This is a genomic window from Nakamurella lactea DSM 19367 (genome assembly GCF_000426645.1).
Taxonomy (GTDB): domain Bacteria; phylum Actinomycetota; class Actinomycetes; order Mycobacteriales; family Nakamurellaceae; genus Nakamurella; species Nakamurella lactea.
This window is the reverse complement of the sequence record NZ_AUFT01000005.1, coordinates 335,198-351,862: the sequence shown is the minus strand read 5'-3', so window position 1 is coordinate 351,862 and position 16,665 is coordinate 335,198. Positions and strand designations below refer to the sequence as shown.

Here is a 16,665-nt window from a genome sequence, read left to right as displayed (position 1 = left end):
GGGGTGTGCGGCCGAATCCAGTCGAGGAGAGTGAACGAGTTGATGTTCGTGACACCACACCGCTGGCGCAGGGCCGTTGCTGCCGCCGCCGCGATCGCCGTCATCGTCGCCGTCGGCCCCGCGCCGGCGGCGCTGGCCGCGCCTGCCGACGGAACCGTGCGCACCTTCGATGCCGAGCCGGTCGGCGCGCCGCCGGCCGGCTGCGCCGGCGTCGGCGATGTCACGGTCGCCGAAGCCGGCTTCGGCGGGGCGGCCGCCTCGAACCGGGCCATGCGGCTCAGCGACCAGAGCGCCACCGCCCAGACCCGCACCCAGTGCTCGTTTCCGGAGTCGACCGAGCGGTCGGTGGCGTTCCGGATCTCTCCCGCGGAGCTGCGCAACAGCATGATCGTCGCCCTGATGGGCGGCCCCGGCGGCAACGCAAACGGGGTGTGGCGATTCGTCTTTGCCGCCGACGGCCCGAACCTGCGCGTGCAGGCCTACAACGGCTCCGCCTGGACCACCGTCGGGAGCGTTCCCGGCGGCGCGGCGCTCGGTGAGTGGCAGGACGTGACGATCAACGCGAACCTCGACCGGGCCGAACTCGTCGTCAACGGCGTGCGGACCCAGACGACGGTGCGCGTCGCGGCATCGGCCAGTCTGGCGAACGTGTACTTCGCTTCGGCCGGCACTGCCGCGGTCGGAATCGACTACTACATCGACGATCTGGCGGTCTCCGGCGAGCTGCCGGACGACGCGTTCGCCGGTGTGCAGGTGGTGCCGGTGTTCGGCGGCGCGGTCAAGGGCGTCGAGGTGGTGGATGCGCCGGTCGCACGATTCCGCATCGCGGACGGGACGGACGTCGCGGACTATGCGGTGACGACGACCTGGATGGATGCGGCGATCCCGGTATCGCTGAGCGGGCCGGATGCCGACGGCTGGGTGACGGCGTCCATCACGCATACCTTCGGAGAAGCCGCCAGCGGCACCATGCGCACCGTGGTCACCGACGCCGAGGGCATCCGTTCGGTTGCCGAAGAGTCCGTCACCATCAACGCATTCCGGCAAGTGACCGTCGCTACCGCGCCGCAGGGCCAGCAGATCCACTTCCCCGACATCGTCAAGCTGCAGGACGGCCGGTTGCTCGCCGCCTACTACGAGTCGCCCGGGCATACCGCGCCCAGCGGCGACATCAAGGTCACCACCTCGAACGACAACGGGGCCACCTGGAGCACACCGACCGTTGCGGTCGACGTGCCCAACGATGCCCGCGATCCCAAGCTGGTGCAGCTGCGCGACGGCACGATCCTGCTCGGCTATTTCGACTACCGCTGGACGGCGCCGCTGGCGATCCAGCCCTTCCTCGTCCGGTCGGCCGACGGCGGTGCGACGTGGTCGGACCCGATCCTGGTGTCGAACGACCAGAGCAGCGCGGTCGACAGGGCCGACGGCTGGGCCGCGAGCCATGGGCCGATCGTGGAGCTGGCGAACGGGGACCTGCTCGCGCCGCTGTACGGGGCGCCGAACGGGACCGAACGCGAACATGCACTGGTGGTCCGCAGCACCGACGGCGGGCTGACGTGGGATCCGCATAGTGTGGCAATCGCGGCCGACCACGCCATCGCCTTCCAGGAGCCGAACCTGACCGTGCTGCCATCGGGGGAGATCGTCGCGCTGATCCGTTCCACGTCCTCACCTGCCCGGGCCTACCTCAGCAGGTCCTTCGACAACGGCCACACCTGGTCGGCTGCGGCGGCCACCGATATCCCTGCCCAGTCGCACCACCAGCTGCTCACCAAGGCTGGGCAGGTGCTGCTCACCTACGGCGACCCCGAGGTCGCCGGACGGCCGACGTTCGGCGTGCTGATCGAAGATCCGTCGGCGGACTGGGACGGCTATGCCGCGGACGCGGTGCCGCTCTACGATTCCAAGAACGGTGACCAGGGCAACCCGTCCAGCGCCGAGATCGCACCCGGGAAGTTCGTCACCCTCGGCTATGACGTCAACGCACGCACACTCACCGCGGTCTTCACCTCCGCGGCCGACTTCCGGCCGCAGGACGGCGCCGGCAAGGCCCCGGCCGTCGGGGACCTCCAGTCGAACGAGGGCTGGGACACCGGCCTGACCGACGGGAACTTCCAGGTGTCGATGGACCTGTGGTGGGGCGAGAACGCCAGCATCCTGCGCCTGTACCAGAACGGCCGGCTGATCAACGTGACGAAGCTCGATCCCGACTCCCCGAAGGCACAGCACATGGTCGTCGAGCGCACCGGGCTGCCGAACGGGAGCTACCAGTACACCGGTGAGCTGATCAACTCTCAGGGGTCTTCGAGGCTCAAGCCGATCACCGTCAGGGTGGCCGACGCCAACCCCGGCCGACCTGAACTGAGCACCGACAACACCGACGCCGACGGCGCGTACACCGTCACCGCGAACCTCTGGTGGGGCACCAACGCCACGTCGTACGTGTTCCGCGAGAACGGCGTGGACGTCGGATCGGGCACCCTGCCGGCGGCAAGCCCGTCGCCACAGGTCGCGTCGGTCGATGTCGCCGGCCGGCAACCTGGCACGTACGTCTACACCGTCGAATTCCGCAACGCCGCGGGCGCGACGGTGAGCCGACCGCTGACGGTGAAGGTCAAGGGCTGACGCCGATTGGTGGCCTGGTGCGACGGCCGGCGCCGTCCCGTGGGTCGGATTGCCAGCCGGAGCCGGCCGGTGGTGCAATGCTCGGGGCCGCCGCCGTACCGCGGCGGCGGCCGCCGAGACCTCGGAGGTACCCGAACGATGCTGCATCCGCTGAGCCGCCCACCCGCGCCGACCGCCCGGCGGGCCGGCCGATGGCGCCGCTCGGCACTGTTGGTCACGGTCGCCGCGCTGAGCTTCACCGTCAGCCCCGTTGTGGTCGACCCGGCGGCGGCGCAGCCGGCCGGCCCGGCGCCCGCGGTCTCGCCGGCGTCCGCGACTCGTGCGGTATCGGCCGTGGTCACCGCTGCTACCACCGCCACCAGGACCCCGCAACAGGCGGTGAACGCCGGCGCCGCCTACTCCGCGGCCCGCGGCATCACGTCTTACCTGGCGGTGCTGGACCGCAAGACCGGCAAGGTGCTCGCCAGGACCGGCAATGCCGGCACTCAGGTGGCCAGCGAATCGATCGTCAAGTTGATGATCGCCGCGTACTACCGGGTCCACTACGGCAGCTCGATGTCCGCCACCATGAGTGCACGGCTGACGCAGATGATCCGGTGCTCGGACGACGGCATCGCCTCCGCCTACTGGACCAACAGCGCGGTCCCGGAGATGGCCGCCAGGTACGGCCTGACCCACACCAGCAACAACCCGGGCAACCCCGGTTACTGGGGCAAGACCAGGATCACCGCCGACGACATGGCCCGGTTGGTCTACCGGATCGGCAAGGACCAGCTGGTCGGTCCGTGGCTGATGCCGGCGATGGTGCAGGCCACCGACAACGGGTGTGACGGGTTCAACCAGAACTTCGGGTTCAACGCCATCGCCGGCGCCGGATCCAAACAGGGCTGGGGCGGCGACAACTGGACGTCCCAGCCCAATGCGATCCATTCCGTCGGCTTCACCGGCAAGTACATGGTCGCCGTGTTGCAGACCGGCAACCCCGGCACCTACGCCACCATGCCGGCGACCGCGACGTACACGGCGAAGCTGATCGCCGGTTCGTCGGCGAATGTCTCGCGGTACCCGACCTATCCCAAGGTGCAGGCGGACAAGTTCACCTCGGCGCTGTATCGACAGTTGCTGGCCCGCAAGGTCACCTCGCCGGTCCAGTCGGTGGCGTTGCAGCAGGGTTCCCGGAGCAAGAAGCAGGTCGCCGACGACCTGTCGACCACCGGTGCCCGGCGCGGCCGGCTGACGAATGTGGTCTACCAGGAATGCCTGGGGCACAACGCGGATGCCACCGGTCTGCGGGTGTGGACGGCGCGGCTGGCGACCAGGAACATCAAGGACCTGTACATGGCGGTGTGCGGTTCGCCCAGCGCCTACGCGCGGGCCGGCAAGAACCTGAGAACCTGGACGGCGGCCACCTTCCGGGCGGTGCTGCGGCAGTCGCCGACCGCCGCTCAGCTCGACCACTGGACCGCTGTCGCGCGATCCCGCGGCCTGCCGAAGACGGTGGACGCCCTGACCGGCACTGCGCCGTTCCGCGAGCAGTGGATCGACCGGCTGTACCGGACGATGCTGGGCCGCCCGGCCAACGCGGCTACCTATGCCGCCGTCAAGGACAACATCCGGGGACGCGGGATCTTCTCGGTGACGAGCTACCTCGCGGTGTCCACCGAATACTGGCATCGTTGGGTCGGCTGAGCTCGACCGGTGGTGGGCGCTACTGACCCTGACCGGCGGTCGCGGCCCGACGTGGTGATAGGAACACCACCATGACGAGCACAGCCGAAGACGAGGTCGTCGACCTCTGCAGCGACCTGATCCGCATCCCGTCGGTCAACACCGGGGACCCCTCGACGATCGGCGATCAGGAGGCGGTCGCCGCGAAGTACATCCAGCAGAAGCTGGAGGAGGTGGGCTACCGGACCGAATACGCAGAATCGGTACCCGGCAGGGGCAACGTGGTTGCCCGGCTCGCCGGCGCCGACCCGTCGCGCGGGGCGCTGTTGATCCACGGTCACGTCGACGTGGTGCCGGCGAACGCTGCCGAGTGGACGGTCGACCCGTTCTCCGGCGCCGTCCAGGACGGCTATGTCTGGGGGCGCGGCGCCGTCGACATGAAGGACATGGTGGCGATGACGTTGGCGGTGGCCCGAGATCTCAAGCGGCGCAACGTGATCCCACCCCGCGACCTGATCTTCTGTTTCGTCTCGGATGAGGAGGCGGGCGGTGTCTACGGCGCGGAGTGGCTGGTCGACCACCGGCCCGAATGGTTCACCGGGGCGACCGAGGCGATCAGCGAGGTGGGCGGGTTCTCGATCAACGTCGACCCGGAGCGGCGCGCCTACCTGGTGGCCGCCGCGGAGAAGGGCGTCGCGTGGGCGACGCTGACGGCCACCGGCAAGGCCGGCCACGGCTCGATGATCGCCGAGGACAACGCGGTGACCCGGATCGCCGAGGCCGTCGCCCGGCTCGGTCGGCACGAGTTCCCGATCTCCCGCACGGCCACGGTCGATGCGTTCCTGGCCGCCGTCACCGAGCTGACCGGGATGGAGTTCCCGGACGACGATCTCGAGGGCGCCATCGGCAAGCTCGGCCCGGTGTCCAAGATCGTCAATGCCACCCTGCGGAACACCGCGAACCCGACCATGCTCAGCGCCGGCTACAAGGCGAACGTCATCCCGTCGACCGCCCAGGCCACCGTCGACTGCCGGGTGTTGCCCGGTCAGGTCGACTCGTTCAAGGCCGAGGTCGCCGAGATCGTCGGCGACGGCGTCGACATCGACTGGTTCATCTCGCCGCCACTGGAGTACCCGTGGGAGGGGGCTCTGGTCGAGGCGATGAAGGCCGCGATCCGGCACGAGGACGACAACGGTCACCCGATCCCGTACATGCTCTCCGGGGGCACGGACAACAAGGCGTTCTCCCGGTTGGACATCGCCGGCTATGGCTTCTCGCCGTTGCGGCTACCGGCCGATCTGGACTTCTCGTCACTGTTCCACGGGGTCGACGAGCGGGTGCCGGTGGATGCCCTCCGATTCGGCGTCCGGGTGCTGGATCGGCTGTTGGTCAACTGCTGAGGCCGGACCGGCGGCCGGCCGACGGCTGACGGCGGCTGACGGCGGTTCAGCTGCCGGGCACCAGCAGCCGCAATACCGCTGCGGTGCCGGCGGCCAGCACGACGATGACCAGGAACGGCCAGCGCCGCCAGGCGGCGACCGCGGCCACCGCGACTCCGGCAACGCGAGCATCCAGCACCAGGTGCTGACCGGCGCCGAAGGTCTGGGTGGCGATCAGGGCCGCCAACAGCGCGATCGGCAGCAGCGCGGCGATGCGCTGCGCGGTCCGGTTCGCCAGCACGGACGCAGGCACCGACAGTCCGGCCCATTTGAAGGCGAAGCAACCGGCACAGCCGACCAGGATCGCCGCCCAGATCACCGCGCCACCCTGGCCGGCCGGGAACCGCTGCCCGCCGCCGGTGGCCGCCGTAGCCCGAATGCGACCCCGACCGCGGCGGCGATCAGGATCGGGATGCCGGGCGGCACGAACGGGGTGGCCAGCAGGGCCACCAGCGCGGCGGCCAACGCCAGCGCCCACGATTCCCGGCTCCGAATCCGCGGCGCCAGCAGGGCCAGGAAGGCGGCGGGCGCGGCCGCGTCCATGCCGAGCACCCGCGGGTCGGACAGTGCTGCGGCACCGACCGCGCCGATCAACGTGCCCAGGTTCCACAACACGAAGACCGCCAGCCCGGTGCCGTAGAAACCGGCCCTGGCCCCGCGGTCGCCGGACCGACCCATCGACATCGCGCTCGACTCGTCGATCACCAACTGGGCGGCCAGCATCCGGCGCCACCCGCGAAGATCAAGGATCGGCGCCAGCCGCAGGCCGTACAGGGCGTTGCGGGAACCGAGCATCACCGCGGTGGCGGCTCCCGCCCAGGGTGACCCGCCACCGGCCAACACCCCGATCAACCCGAATTGGGATCCGCCGGTGAACATGAACAGCGACAGCACCATGGCCTGCAGCACACTGAGCCCGGCCGTCAGTGAGAGCGCCCCGAACGAGATCGCATAGGCACCGGTGGCTATCCCCACGCCCACCGAATCCCGCAGGATGCCGCGTCGTTCCAGGCGCCAGACCTCGGGGGAGGAATCCACCCGACGATGTTAGAGCCGGACGTTCAGGACGACGGTCCGGGCACCAGGCCCGGCCGACGCCGGCGACGCAGCCAGACCCGGCGGGTGCCGTCTGGGAACAGCAGCACCCTGGCGAGCTCCCACCCGGAGTACTCGGCATGGATGGCCAGCATGGTGGTGGCCGACGACCGCGACACCGTCGGGTCCAGCCGCAGCGGTGCGTATTCGTAGTCGTCCGTCGCCGCCATCGCACCTCATTTCTGTCGGGTCCGGCGACGGGCGGAGCTGGGCCCGGCGCCGGATCGCCGGTGGCAAGCCACCAGTGTGCAACGATCTTGCCCCGGTTCAGGAGTTGACCCATGGCGATCTGCCCGCGAAACGCCGGTCAATTGTCCGTTCTGCCTGGCGGCGAGCCATGATCGTCGGCAGGGGGCCGCAGGTCAGCCCGACATCAGGTGCTGCAACAGCGTCCGGCGCGGCCTGGCGCCGATCTGCCGGACCGCCCTGGCCAGCGCCGGACCGGCGGCATGCACCACCGACAGGTGGCGTTTCGCCCTGGTCAGCGCGGTGTAGATCAACGGCCGGGAGAGCATCGCGCCGGCCTCCGGCGGCATCACCGCTACCACGGCGTCCCACTCCGAGCCCTGGGCACGGTGCACGGTGATCGCCCAGCCGTGCAGCAGGTCGCCGAGCGCCTTGCCGGCGATGTCGGATTCGCCGGCGGTGAACGCCACCCGCACGGACTTCTCGCCCGTCGACAGCACGGTGCCGACCTCGCCGTTGGCGTAGCCGGCGGGGGAGGCATCCAGATGGTTGGCGGTGGCCACCACCCGGTCGCCGACGTCGAACCCGCGGACCGAACCCGGCCCAGGGTTGAGTGCCCGCTTCAGTTCGCGGTTGAGCGCCTGGGTCCCCGCCGGGCCGCCGTGCACCGGCGTGACCACCTGTAGTTCAGCGGGCAGGACCCCGAACACCCGGGGGATCGAGTCGGTCACCAGCTGGATCACCCGATGGGCGCCCTCGGCCGATCCGCGGCTGGGCACGACCACCACTTCGTGGTCCGGATCGTCCACCACCGGGAGCTCACCGCCGCGGACCGCGGCGGCCAACCGGGCGATCGCACCACCGGTGCTCTGCCGGTACAGCCGGCTGAGTTCGGTGACCGGCACCGCACCGGCGTCCACCAGGTCGCCGAGCACCCGTCCGGGCCCGATCGAGGGCAGCTGCGCCGGGTCACCGACGATCACCAGGTGGGCGGACGTGGCGAGCGCGGCGATCAGTGCGGCGGCCAATTCCACGTCCAGCATCGACGCCTCGTCGACCACCACCAGCTGGGCCGGCAGCGGATTGTCGGCGTTGTAGGTGAACTCGGCGATGCCGGGGCGGGCACCCAGCAGCCGGTGGATGGTAGTGGCCGGGTGCCCGGCGAGCTCCTCGAGCCGCTTCGCCGCCCGCCCGGTCGGGGCGGCCAGCGCCAGCTCCACCCCGGCCGCCCGGCAGACGGCGACGACGGCGGCGATGGTACGGCTCTTGCCGGTTCCCGGACCGCCGGTGAGCAGGCTGACGCCGTGTTCGGCGGCGTGCGCCACCGCACCGGCCTGGACCTCGTCCAGGCCCTTCGCCGCGGCCTTCACTGCTCCGGGCTTGGCCAACGGCTTCGCTTCCGCGGCCAGCCGTTTCAATCCAGCTGCGATGGCGGACTCGGCCTCCCACAATGCTTTCCGGGCGATCCACTGCTCGCCGGCGGCAGTCGGATCCGGCACCTCGGCGACCCGGTCACCGGCGAGGGCCGCGCGCACTCCGGCCTCGACATCGACCCCGTAGGAGCGCAGCGCGTCGGCCACCACATCGGCCGGTGCCGCGGTGTGGCCGTCCCGGGCGAACCTGGCCAGCACCCAGTCGACCAGGGCGGCACCACGCCGCGGGTCGTCCTGCCGGACGGCCGGGTCCAGTGCCCTGGCCAGCCGATCGGCCTGTTGCACGGTGGACTCGGGCAGCACCAGCAGTCGCCAGGGATCGATCTGCAGCGCCGCCATCGCCCCGTCGCCGAGGGCGTCGACCAACCGCAGCGCCCAGCGCGCCGGCAGTCCCAATGGCACCAGGATTCCGGCCAGCTCCCACAGGTGCCCGGCGCCCACCCAGGCGTTGTACAGCCGATCCGCTCGTTTGGCGGTGAATTTCGGCAGCGCCGCCAGCGCCTGCACCGTCACCGCCGCCGGCCCGGTGATACCTGCGTCCCGCATCGTCTTGGCCACCGCCGGCCCGACCCCGGACCACAGGCCGGCGGCGCAGAACTCGTCGAAGATCGAGCCGGCTCCCGACCGACGTGCGTCATTCACGGTCGACATCAGCCGGCCGGGGCCCCGTTGTCGTCCGGGCCGTCCTCGAGCACGGCGCCGCCGGTCTCCTCGTCCAGTCCGCTGGACACGTCGTCCAACGCCGCCCTGATCGAATCCGGCAGCACCACCTCGTCGGCGGCCAGCGAACCGAGCAACTGCGCTGGGTCCCGGGCACCGATCACCGCTGAGGTCACGCCCGGGCGGTCGCGCACCCAGGCGCAGGCCACCGCCAGCGGCGAGGTTCCCAGCCCATCGGCCGCGGTGGCGACCGCCTCGACGATCCGGGAGGACACCTCACTGCGATGACGTCCGACGTAGCGCGCGTAGTGCGGCGATGCGCCACGCGAGTCGGCCGGCGTGCCGTGCCGGTATTTGCCGGTCAGCACCCCGCGACCCAGCGGCGCCCAGGCCAGCACTCCCAGCCCGTGCGACGCGGCAGCCGGCAGCAGGTCCGGCTCCGGCCCGCGCTCCAGCAATGAGTACTCGGTCTCCACGGACGCCAGCGAGATGCCCAGCGAGCGCATCCAGGTGGCGACCGTTGCCGCCTGCCAGGCGCCGTGCCCGGAGACCCCGACATAGCCGGCGCGACCGCTGCTGACCGCCGCCTGCAGCGCCGAACAGGTCTCCTCGATCGGCACGGTCGGATCGAAACCGTGCACCTGCCACAGGTCGACCCGGTCGGTGCCCAGCCGGCGCAACGAGGCGTCCAGCGCCCGGAGCAGCGAGCCCCGGCCGGAACCCACGCCGACGGTGGTGGTCGCCAGCACCACCGAATCCCTGGGGATCACGTCCGGGACCAGCGTCCCGATGATCGACTCCGCGTCACCGTCGCCGTAGACGTTCGAGGTGTCGATCAGCGTGCCGCCGGCGGCGACGAACGCCTCGAGTTGGCCGGCTGCCGCGTCTGCGTCGGTGTCTCGGCCCCAGCTCATGGTGCCGAGGCCGAGCCCGGACACCGACAGTCCAGTGGAACCGAGACGACGAATCTGCATGCTCTCAACCTACGGGCGGTGGACGCGCGGGTGGCGGTGGCTGGGTACCGTGTCGGCACACCCCGGGGTCGGGGATCGACGACCCCGCCACCGGCATCGCCGGTGGCATGCGGACCAGGCAGCGCGCACCGAGGCGGGTGCGCGGCCGGAAGAGAACGGACGCCGATGAGACTCGGACTCGACCTCGGATACCCGACCACCGTCGAAGCGTCGGACGCCAACCTGGAACTGGCCGGCCGGGCCGAGGAACTGGGCTTCGACATCGTCTGGGTCGCCGAGGCCTACGGGGCGGACGCGGTCAGCATCCTCGGCGCGCTGGCCGCCCGCACCGACCGGATCGGCCTGGGCGCCGGAGTGATGCAGATTCCCGGTCGGACGCCGGCCCTCACCGCGATGACCGCGGCCACGCTGGACGCGTTGTCACACGGCAGATTCCACCTCGGACTCGGCGTCTCCGGCCCCCAGGTGTCCGAGGGCTGGCACGGCGTCCGGTTCGCGAAGCCGCTCGGCCGGACCCGTGAGTACATCGGCATCGTCCGGGATGCGCTGTCCCGCAAACGGCTGGTGGCCGACGGCGAGCACTTCACCCTGCCGCTGCCCGACGGGCAGGGGAAGCCGCTGGTGCTGGCTCTGCAGCCGGTGCGCCGCAACATCCCGGTGTATCTGGCGGCGGTCGGGCCGAAGAATCTGGACCTGGCCGCCGAGATCGCCGACGGCTGGCTGGGCTTCTTCGTCGACGCCACCGCTTCCGGCGACCTCGACCAGATCGGCCGGCTGCGGGCCGGCCTGGCCGCACACGGGCGGGACCCCGGCGACTTCGACCTGAACGTCGGAATGGGGGCCGCCGTCGACGACAACCTGGAGAAAGCGGCCGACCGGGTGCGCCCGCACGCCGCGCTGTACATCGGCGGGATGGGCTCGAAGAAGACGAACTTCTACCACGGGGTGGCCACCGCGCTCGGCTACGAGCGCGAGGCGGACCGGGTACAGGAGCTGTTCATGGCCAGGGACTACGCCGGCGCGGCCGCCGCGGTGCCGACCGAGTTCCTTGACCGGGTGTCGCTGCTGGGTGACCAGCAGCGGATCGCCGCCCGGCTCCGGGCCTACGCGGAGGCCGGCATCAGCACCGCGAGCATCCAGCCGTTCGCCGACAGCAAGCAGGGCCGGGCCGAGGTGCTGGCCACGGTGGCCGCCGCCGGTCGCGACGCCGGAGTGCGCGGATGACCGCGGCGCGCACCGTTGTACTGCTGCGCCATGCCCGATCGGTGGCCAATGCCGCATCCGTGCTCGCCGGTCGCAGCGCGGGCGTCGGCCTGGACGAGGTCGGCGTCGAGCAGGCGGCCGGCCTGCCCGGCCGGCTGGCCGAGGTGCCGATCGCCCGGTTGGTGAGTTCGCCGCTGGAGCGGTGTCTGCGCACACTGGCCCCGCTGGCGGAGGCCACGGGTCTGACGGTCGAGCAGGACCCGGCGCTGGCCGAGGTGGACTACGGCGAGTGGACCGGACGGCCGCTCCGCGAGCTCTTCGGCGAACCGATGTGGAAGACCGTGCAGGGCCGGCCGTCGGCGGCGGTGTTCCCGGGCGGCGAGTCGCTGGCCGCGGTCTCGGCCAGGGCGGTCGCCGCCCTGCACCGGCTGATCGAGACCACCACGGATGACGGCGCCCTGCTGATCTGCTCGCACGGTGACGTGATCAAGGCGCTGCTGGCCGACGCGCTCGGACTGCACCTCGACCTGTTCCAGCGGATCTCGGTCGGTCCGGCCTCGGTCTCGGTGATCCGCTTCGTCGAGCACCGGCCGTTCGTCGAACGCATGGGGGACAACGGAACCCTGTCCGGCATCGTGGCCGTTCCCGATCCGGCAACGCCGGCCGATCAGGCCGTACCGGGCGGCGACCCCGGGATCCCGGCACCGCCGACGGCCGATCCGATTCACTAGGCTGGGAGATGCCATGTCACGTCAGATACACATCTTCCGATCTCCCGAGAAGTTCCTCGCCGGAACGGTCGGGGTGCCAGGGGAGCGCGAGTTCTACCTGCAGGCGGCCGACGGCCGTCGGGTGATCTCGGTGGCCTGCGAGAAGCAGCAGGTCGCGGTGCTCGCCGACCGGTTGGGGTCGCTGATCACCGAGGTCGGCAAGCGATTCGGTGCCGAGGCGGTCGACGATCCGGCGGCCACCGGTCCGGCGGCCGCCGGCACCGATCTGACCCTGTCAACCCCGGTGGACGCCGAGTTCCGGGTCGGCACCATGGGGCTGGCCTGGGACGGCGAGGGTTCGCAGGTGATCGTCGAATTGCTGGCGCTGTCCGACGACGAGGTCAACGAGGACGTCGTGCTCGAGGACGCGGACGAGGGGCCGGATGCGCTGCGGGTGTTCCTGACGCTGGCCGAGGCGCGGTCGTTCGCCCAGCACGCAGAGGCCATCGTCGCCGCTGGACGCCCACCCTGTCCGCTGTGCGGCAATCCGTTGGACGCCGAGGGGCACATCTGCCCCCGGCTCAACGGCTACCACCGCGGCGCGCTGGCCTAGCGGTGAGCGTGCCGACCCCATCGACCTCGCCGAGTCACGGCCCCGTCGAGGCTGTCACGGTCCTCACCAGCGGCACGCTGGAGGTGACCGGCCGGCTGACCGACGCGTCCAACGTCACCCTGCTGGCCCAGGTGACGCTCGACGGTCTGACGATGCCCTGCATCTACAAGCCGATCCGTGGTGAGCGGCCGTTGTGGGATTTCCCTGGTGGTCCGCTGGCGCATCGTGAGCTGGCCGCCTATCTGGTGTCCGAGGCCTCGGGGTGGGGCTGTGTACCACCGACCGTGCTGCGCAGCGGTCCGTACGGCGAGGGCATGGTGCAACGCTGGATCGGAGAGCCACCGGACGTCGACGGTCGGTCGTCGGACGGCGACGAACCGGGCAGCGACGATGTGCCGGGGGTGGGGGAGAGCGGGCGCGAGCTGGTGGCACTGCTGCCGGCCGGCCAGGTGCCGGCTGGTTGGCTCCCGGTGTTCCGCGCCCTGGACGAGGACGGAACCCCGCTGGCGGTCTGTCACGCCGACGACCCAGCGTTGGCGGTGATCGCCGGATTCGACGTCGTGGTCAACAACGCAGATCGGAAGGCGCCGCACCTGCTGCCGGTCGGGCCCCGCGTGTACGGCGTCGACCACGGGCTGACCTTCCACACCGACGACAAACTCAGGACCATCCTCTGGGGCTGGGCGGGGGAGCCGCTGCCGGCACCAGTGACCGACGGCCTGGAGCGGCTGCGCCTGTGGTTGCCGGAGGCCGACGCGCTGGACGACCTGCTCAGTCGCGGTGAGCAGCGCCGGCTCCGGCAGCGGATCGACGAGCTGGCCGCCGCCGGTAGATACCCGGAACCGCCGGACGACCGCACGCCGATCCCGTGGCCACCGCTGTGACAATTGGCTCGCCGGACCGCGCACGGCTGCGGTCACGAACCGGGCTCCGTCGTCGCCTGGTTCGTATCTTCGCTTCGCTGTGCCGGCTGACGGAGGGAAAGTTCGGCAGCGATGAGGTGAATACTTGGACACCATGATCGGACGGGCGCTGGGCGGGGCGGTCCGCAACCTGGCCGCCACCGCAAGGTCCGCCGTCACCGACGTGGTGACCGGCGCCGCCTACCTCGGGGATCTGGTCACCGACCGGGTCGCCGATCGCGACCCTGGGGACGCCGTGCTCAGGGTCGCGGTACTGATCCTGTCCGACCAGGACGGGCCGCTGACCTCCGAGGCGGCGGTGCTGCCCTCACTGACCAAGGCGGATGCGATCCTGCGACAGCAGGCTGGCATCGGGGTCCGGACGGTGTCGGTGCGCACCGTCCGGGAGCCGGCTCCGGTCACCGCATTGGATCCCAGGGCCAACCAGAAGCTCCTGCTGGACGACATGATGGGTCGCACCGACCTGTACCGCCGGTACCTTCCGGCCGGCAGCGGGGTCGGCGCCCCGGTGACGGTGGTGGTGGTCCGCGACATCGCCGGCCGCACCACCGGATGCTCGCTGGGAATGACGGCCGACTGGGTGATCTGCCAGCGTTCGCTGTTCGACGCGGACAACCCGAACGCCTATGACGACACCGTGCTGGCCCACGAGATCGGCCACGCGCTGAACCTTCCGCACCACTCGGACCCGCAGAATCTGATGTTCCCGACATCGTCGCCGCCGGGCGCGGTTCGCGGCACCGAGCTGCGGCGGTGGCAGGCGCTGGTACTCAATGCCAACCGGCACACGATTCCGGCGATCCGGTCGTCGGCCCGGCCGTAGCGTTGCCGTCGCCGGTTCGCCTCTAGAGTTGTCCTTGTGCATTCATGGTCCGCGCCGGACATCCCGGCACCCTCGTCAGCCCCGTCCTTCCGTCCGCAGTTGCCGTTGCGGCTCTACGACACCGCCGCCGGTGCATTGACCGACACCGTGTCGAGCGGGACCGGCACGCTGTACGTCTGCGGCATCACGCCCTACGACGCCACGCACATCGGTCACGCCGCCACGTACCTCACCTTCGACCTGGTGAACCGCTATTGGCGGGCGTCGGGCATCTCAGTGCGCTACGTGCAGAACGTGACCGACGTGGACGACCCGCTGCTGGAGCGCGCGGAGCGGGACGGGGTCGGCTGGCAGGAGCTCGCCGACCAGCAGATCGAGCTGTTCCGTGGCGACATGACCGCGCTGCGGGTGCTGCCTCCCGAGCACTACATCGGGGTGGTCGAGGAGATGGCGGAGGTGGCGGCGGCCGTCCAGGCCCTGGTGGACGTCGGCGCGGCGTACCGGGTGGACGACACCGACTACCCGGATGTCTACTTCGACGTCTCGGCCAGTGGCCGGTTCGGCTACGAATCCGGCTACGACACCGACACCATGCTCGCGCTGTCGGCCGAGCGCGGCGGCGATCCCGGTCGCACCGGCAAGAAGGACCCGCTGGACCCGCTGTTGTGGCGGATGGCCAGGCCAGGGGAGCCGAGCTGGCCGAGCAGCCTCGGCCAGGGCCGGGCCGGCTGGCACATCGAGTGCGCCGCGATCGCCGGTAAGTACCTCGGCCCGTCCATCGACGTCCAAGGCGGCGGCTCGGACCTGATCTTCCCGCACCACGAATGCTCGGCGGCACATGCCGAGGTGCTGGCCGGAACGCAGCGCTTCGCCCGCTCGTACGTGCACACCGGAATGCTCTCCTACGACGGCGAGAAAATGTCGAAGTCGTTGGGCAACTTGGTCTTCGTGTCGAAGCTGGTCGCGGGCGGCACCGACCCGGGGGCCATCCGGCTCGCCCTGCTGGCCGATCACTACCGGACCGATCGGGCGTGGACCGACGAGCTGCTGGCCACGGCCGAAGACCGCCTGCAGCGGTGGCGGCTGGCGGCCGCCCGCCCGGCCGCAGGTGCCGTCGAGCCGGTCCTGGCAGAACTCACCACTGCGCTCTCGGACGATCTGGACACACCGCGGGCGCTGGCGGCACTGGACCGGTGGGCGGCCGACGAGTCGCTGTCCGGTGCCGGGATGGCCGACGCCGTCGACGCATTGCTGGGTGTAGCGCTCTAGCCGCCGGGTCGAACCGGCGGACGTCAGCCGGCCTCCGGGCCCCGGCGCCGCAGATACCGCTCGAACTCGGCGGCGATCGCGTCACCGCTGGCCGGCCGCAGCGGCACCTCCTCCTCGCTGGATTCCTCCAGGGTCTGGATGTAGGCGGTGATGTCCTCGTCCTGGGCGGCGATGTCGGTGACCTCGTCCTCCCATTGGTCCGCCTGGTCGGGCAGCGTGCCGAGCGGAACCGGCAGGTCCAGCACCTCCTCGACCCGGTGCAGCAGAGCCACGCTGGCCTTCGGGTGTGGCCCCTGGGCGACGTAGTGCGGCACCGCGGCCCAGAACGTGTAGGCCGGGATGCCGCGCTGCACACAGGCGTCGCCGAAGATCCCGGTGATCCCGGTCGGGCCTTCGTAGGTGGATCCGCCCAGGCCCAGCTGCTCGGCCTCGGCGGCGTCCGGTGCGCTACCGGTCACCTGCACCGGGCGGGTGTGCGGCACGTCGGCCAACAGCGCGCCCAGACAGATGACGCTGGACACCCGGTAGGCGTCGGCGATGGCGAGCAGCTCCTCGCAGAACGCCCGCCACCGGAAGTTAGGCTCGATACCGCGGATCAGGATCACGTCCCTGGTGGACACCGACTCCGGCAGCCTGGCGGCACTGATCCTGGTGGTCGGCCAGTCGATCTGGCGGGTCACCCCGTCGACCAGTCGGGTGGTGGGCCTGGACACCTGGAAGTCGTAGTAGCCCTCCGGATCGATTTCGGCCAACGGGACCGAGTCCCAGCCGAGGGTGAGCTGCTCGACCGCGGTGGTTGCCGCGTCGCCGGCGTCGTTCCAGCCCTCGAACGCGGCGATCATCACCGGGTCGCGCAACTGAAGGTCGGACATCATCCGGCCAGCCTACGGCTCCCAGCCTTCGGCACCCTCCTGAGCCGAGCCAGCGAAGCGAGGACCCGAACCCAGCGACGAAGGAGCGGGGTTCGGACCCGCAGTCGAGCGCGGGAGGCGATCCAAAGGACACTGAGCCGACCCAGCGAAGCGAGGACCCGAACCCAGC

Annotated in this window: 15 protein-coding genes; 9 read left to right on the top strand and 6 right to left on the bottom strand. The window is 70.9% G+C overall.

Annotated elements, in window-relative coordinates; all coding sequences use genetic code 11:
- The first annotated feature begins 42 nt into the window (after positions 1–42).
- The 3 genes from K340_RS0104805 (at position 43) to K340_RS0104795 (ending at position 5,696) form a co-directional block, all read left to right on the top strand.
- Positions 43–2,628, top strand: a complete 2,586-nt coding sequence (locus K340_RS0104805; protein WP_154674077.1) for an exo-alpha-sialidase — start codon at positions 43–45, stop codon at positions 2,626–2,628.
- A gap of 138 nt (positions 2,629–2,766) precedes the next feature.
- Entirely contained in the window at positions 2,767–4,317 is a 1,551-nt protein-coding gene (locus K340_RS33845; protein WP_051265071.1) for a serine hydrolase family protein, read from the top strand.
- A 71-nt stretch (positions 4,318–4,388) separates the two neighbouring features.
- Entirely contained in the window at positions 4,389–5,696 is a 1,308-nt protein-coding gene (locus K340_RS0104795) for a M20/M25/M40 family metallo-hydrolase (protein WP_029135886.1), read from the top strand.
- 46 nt (positions 5,697–5,742) lie between these two features.
- Here the strand turns inward: K340_RS0104795 and K340_RS0104790 are convergent, their stop codons facing one another.
- The 5 genes from K340_RS0104790 to K340_RS0104770 form a co-directional block, all read right to left on the bottom strand.
- Positions 5,743–6,054 (bottom strand): AzlD domain-containing protein, encoded by a 312-nt coding sequence (locus tag K340_RS0104790; RefSeq protein ID WP_029135885.1) that lies wholly within the window; start codon positions 6,052–6,054, stop codon positions 5,743–5,745.
- A complete protein-coding gene (locus K340_RS27500) occupies positions 6,051–6,773 on the bottom strand; it encodes an AzlC family ABC transporter permease (protein ID WP_037362670.1) in 723 nt (240 codons plus the stop codon). The genes K340_RS0104790 and K340_RS27500 overlap by 4 nt, the downstream gene beginning before the upstream one ends.
- Positions 6,774–6,796: 23 nt before the next feature.
- The gene (locus tag K340_RS0104780; protein WP_029135884.1) at positions 6,797–7,000 is read right to left on the bottom strand and encodes a DUF5703 family protein; all 204 of its coding nucleotides are present in this window, start codon (positions 6,998–7,000) and stop codon (positions 6,797–6,799) included.
- A 192-nt stretch (positions 7,001–7,192) separates the two neighbouring features.
- Positions 7,193–9,091: an AAA family ATPase gene (locus K340_RS0104775; protein ID WP_029135883.1), complete on the bottom strand. Its 1,899-nt coding sequence runs from the start codon at positions 9,089–9,091 to the stop codon at positions 7,193–7,195.
- Between the two features lie 8 nt (positions 9,092–9,099).
- Positions 9,100–10,083 carry an aldo/keto reductase gene (locus K340_RS0104770; RefSeq protein ID WP_029135882.1) on the bottom strand — a complete coding sequence of 328 codons (984 nt, stop codon included), beginning with the start codon at positions 10,081–10,083 and terminating at the stop codon, positions 9,100–9,102.
- A gap of 165 nt (positions 10,084–10,248) precedes the next feature.
- Here K340_RS0104770 and K340_RS0104765 point away from each other — a divergent pair, with 165 nt between their 5' ends.
- From K340_RS0104765 to mshC, 6 genes are all read left to right on the top strand, one after another.
- On the top strand, positions 10,249–11,307 hold the full coding sequence (locus K340_RS0104765) for an LLM class F420-dependent oxidoreductase (RefSeq protein WP_029135881.1): 1,059 nt from the start codon (positions 10,249–10,251) through the stop codon (positions 11,305–11,307).
- Positions 11,304–12,017 (top strand): MSMEG_4193 family putative phosphomutase, encoded by a 714-nt coding sequence (locus K340_RS0104760; protein WP_029135880.1) that lies wholly within the window; start codon positions 11,304–11,306, stop codon positions 12,015–12,017. The genes K340_RS0104765 and K340_RS0104760 overlap by 4 nt, the downstream gene beginning before the upstream one ends.
- A gap of 13 nt (positions 12,018–12,030) precedes the next feature.
- Positions 12,031–12,609: a DUF3090 domain-containing protein gene (locus K340_RS0104755; protein WP_029135879.1), complete on the top strand. Its 579-nt coding sequence runs from the start codon at positions 12,031–12,033 to the stop codon at positions 12,607–12,609.
- 8 nt (positions 12,610–12,617) lie between these two features.
- Positions 12,618–13,493, top strand: coding sequence for an SCO1664 family protein (locus K340_RS0104750; protein ID WP_037362889.1), 876 nt, complete (start codon positions 12,618–12,620; stop codon positions 13,491–13,493).
- Between the two features lie 133 nt (positions 13,494–13,626).
- Positions 13,627–14,355, top strand: a complete 729-nt coding sequence (locus K340_RS0104745; protein WP_029135877.1) for a matrixin family metalloprotease — start codon at positions 13,627–13,629, stop codon at positions 14,353–14,355.
- 36 nt (positions 14,356–14,391) lie between these two features.
- The gene (gene mshC / locus K340_RS0104740; RefSeq protein ID WP_029135876.1) at positions 14,392–15,624 is read left to right on the top strand and encodes a cysteine--1-D-myo-inosityl 2-amino-2-deoxy-alpha-D-glucopyranoside ligase; all 1,233 of its coding nucleotides are present in this window, start codon (positions 14,392–14,394) and stop codon (positions 15,622–15,624) included.
- A 23-nt stretch (positions 15,625–15,647) separates the two neighbouring features.
- Here mshC and K340_RS0104735 read toward each other — a convergent pair whose 3' ends face one another.
- A complete protein-coding gene (locus K340_RS0104735; RefSeq protein ID WP_029135875.1) occupies positions 15,648–16,499 on the bottom strand; it encodes a PAC2 family protein in 852 nt (283 codons plus the stop codon).
- Between the last annotated feature and the right edge of the window lie 166 nt (positions 16,500–16,665).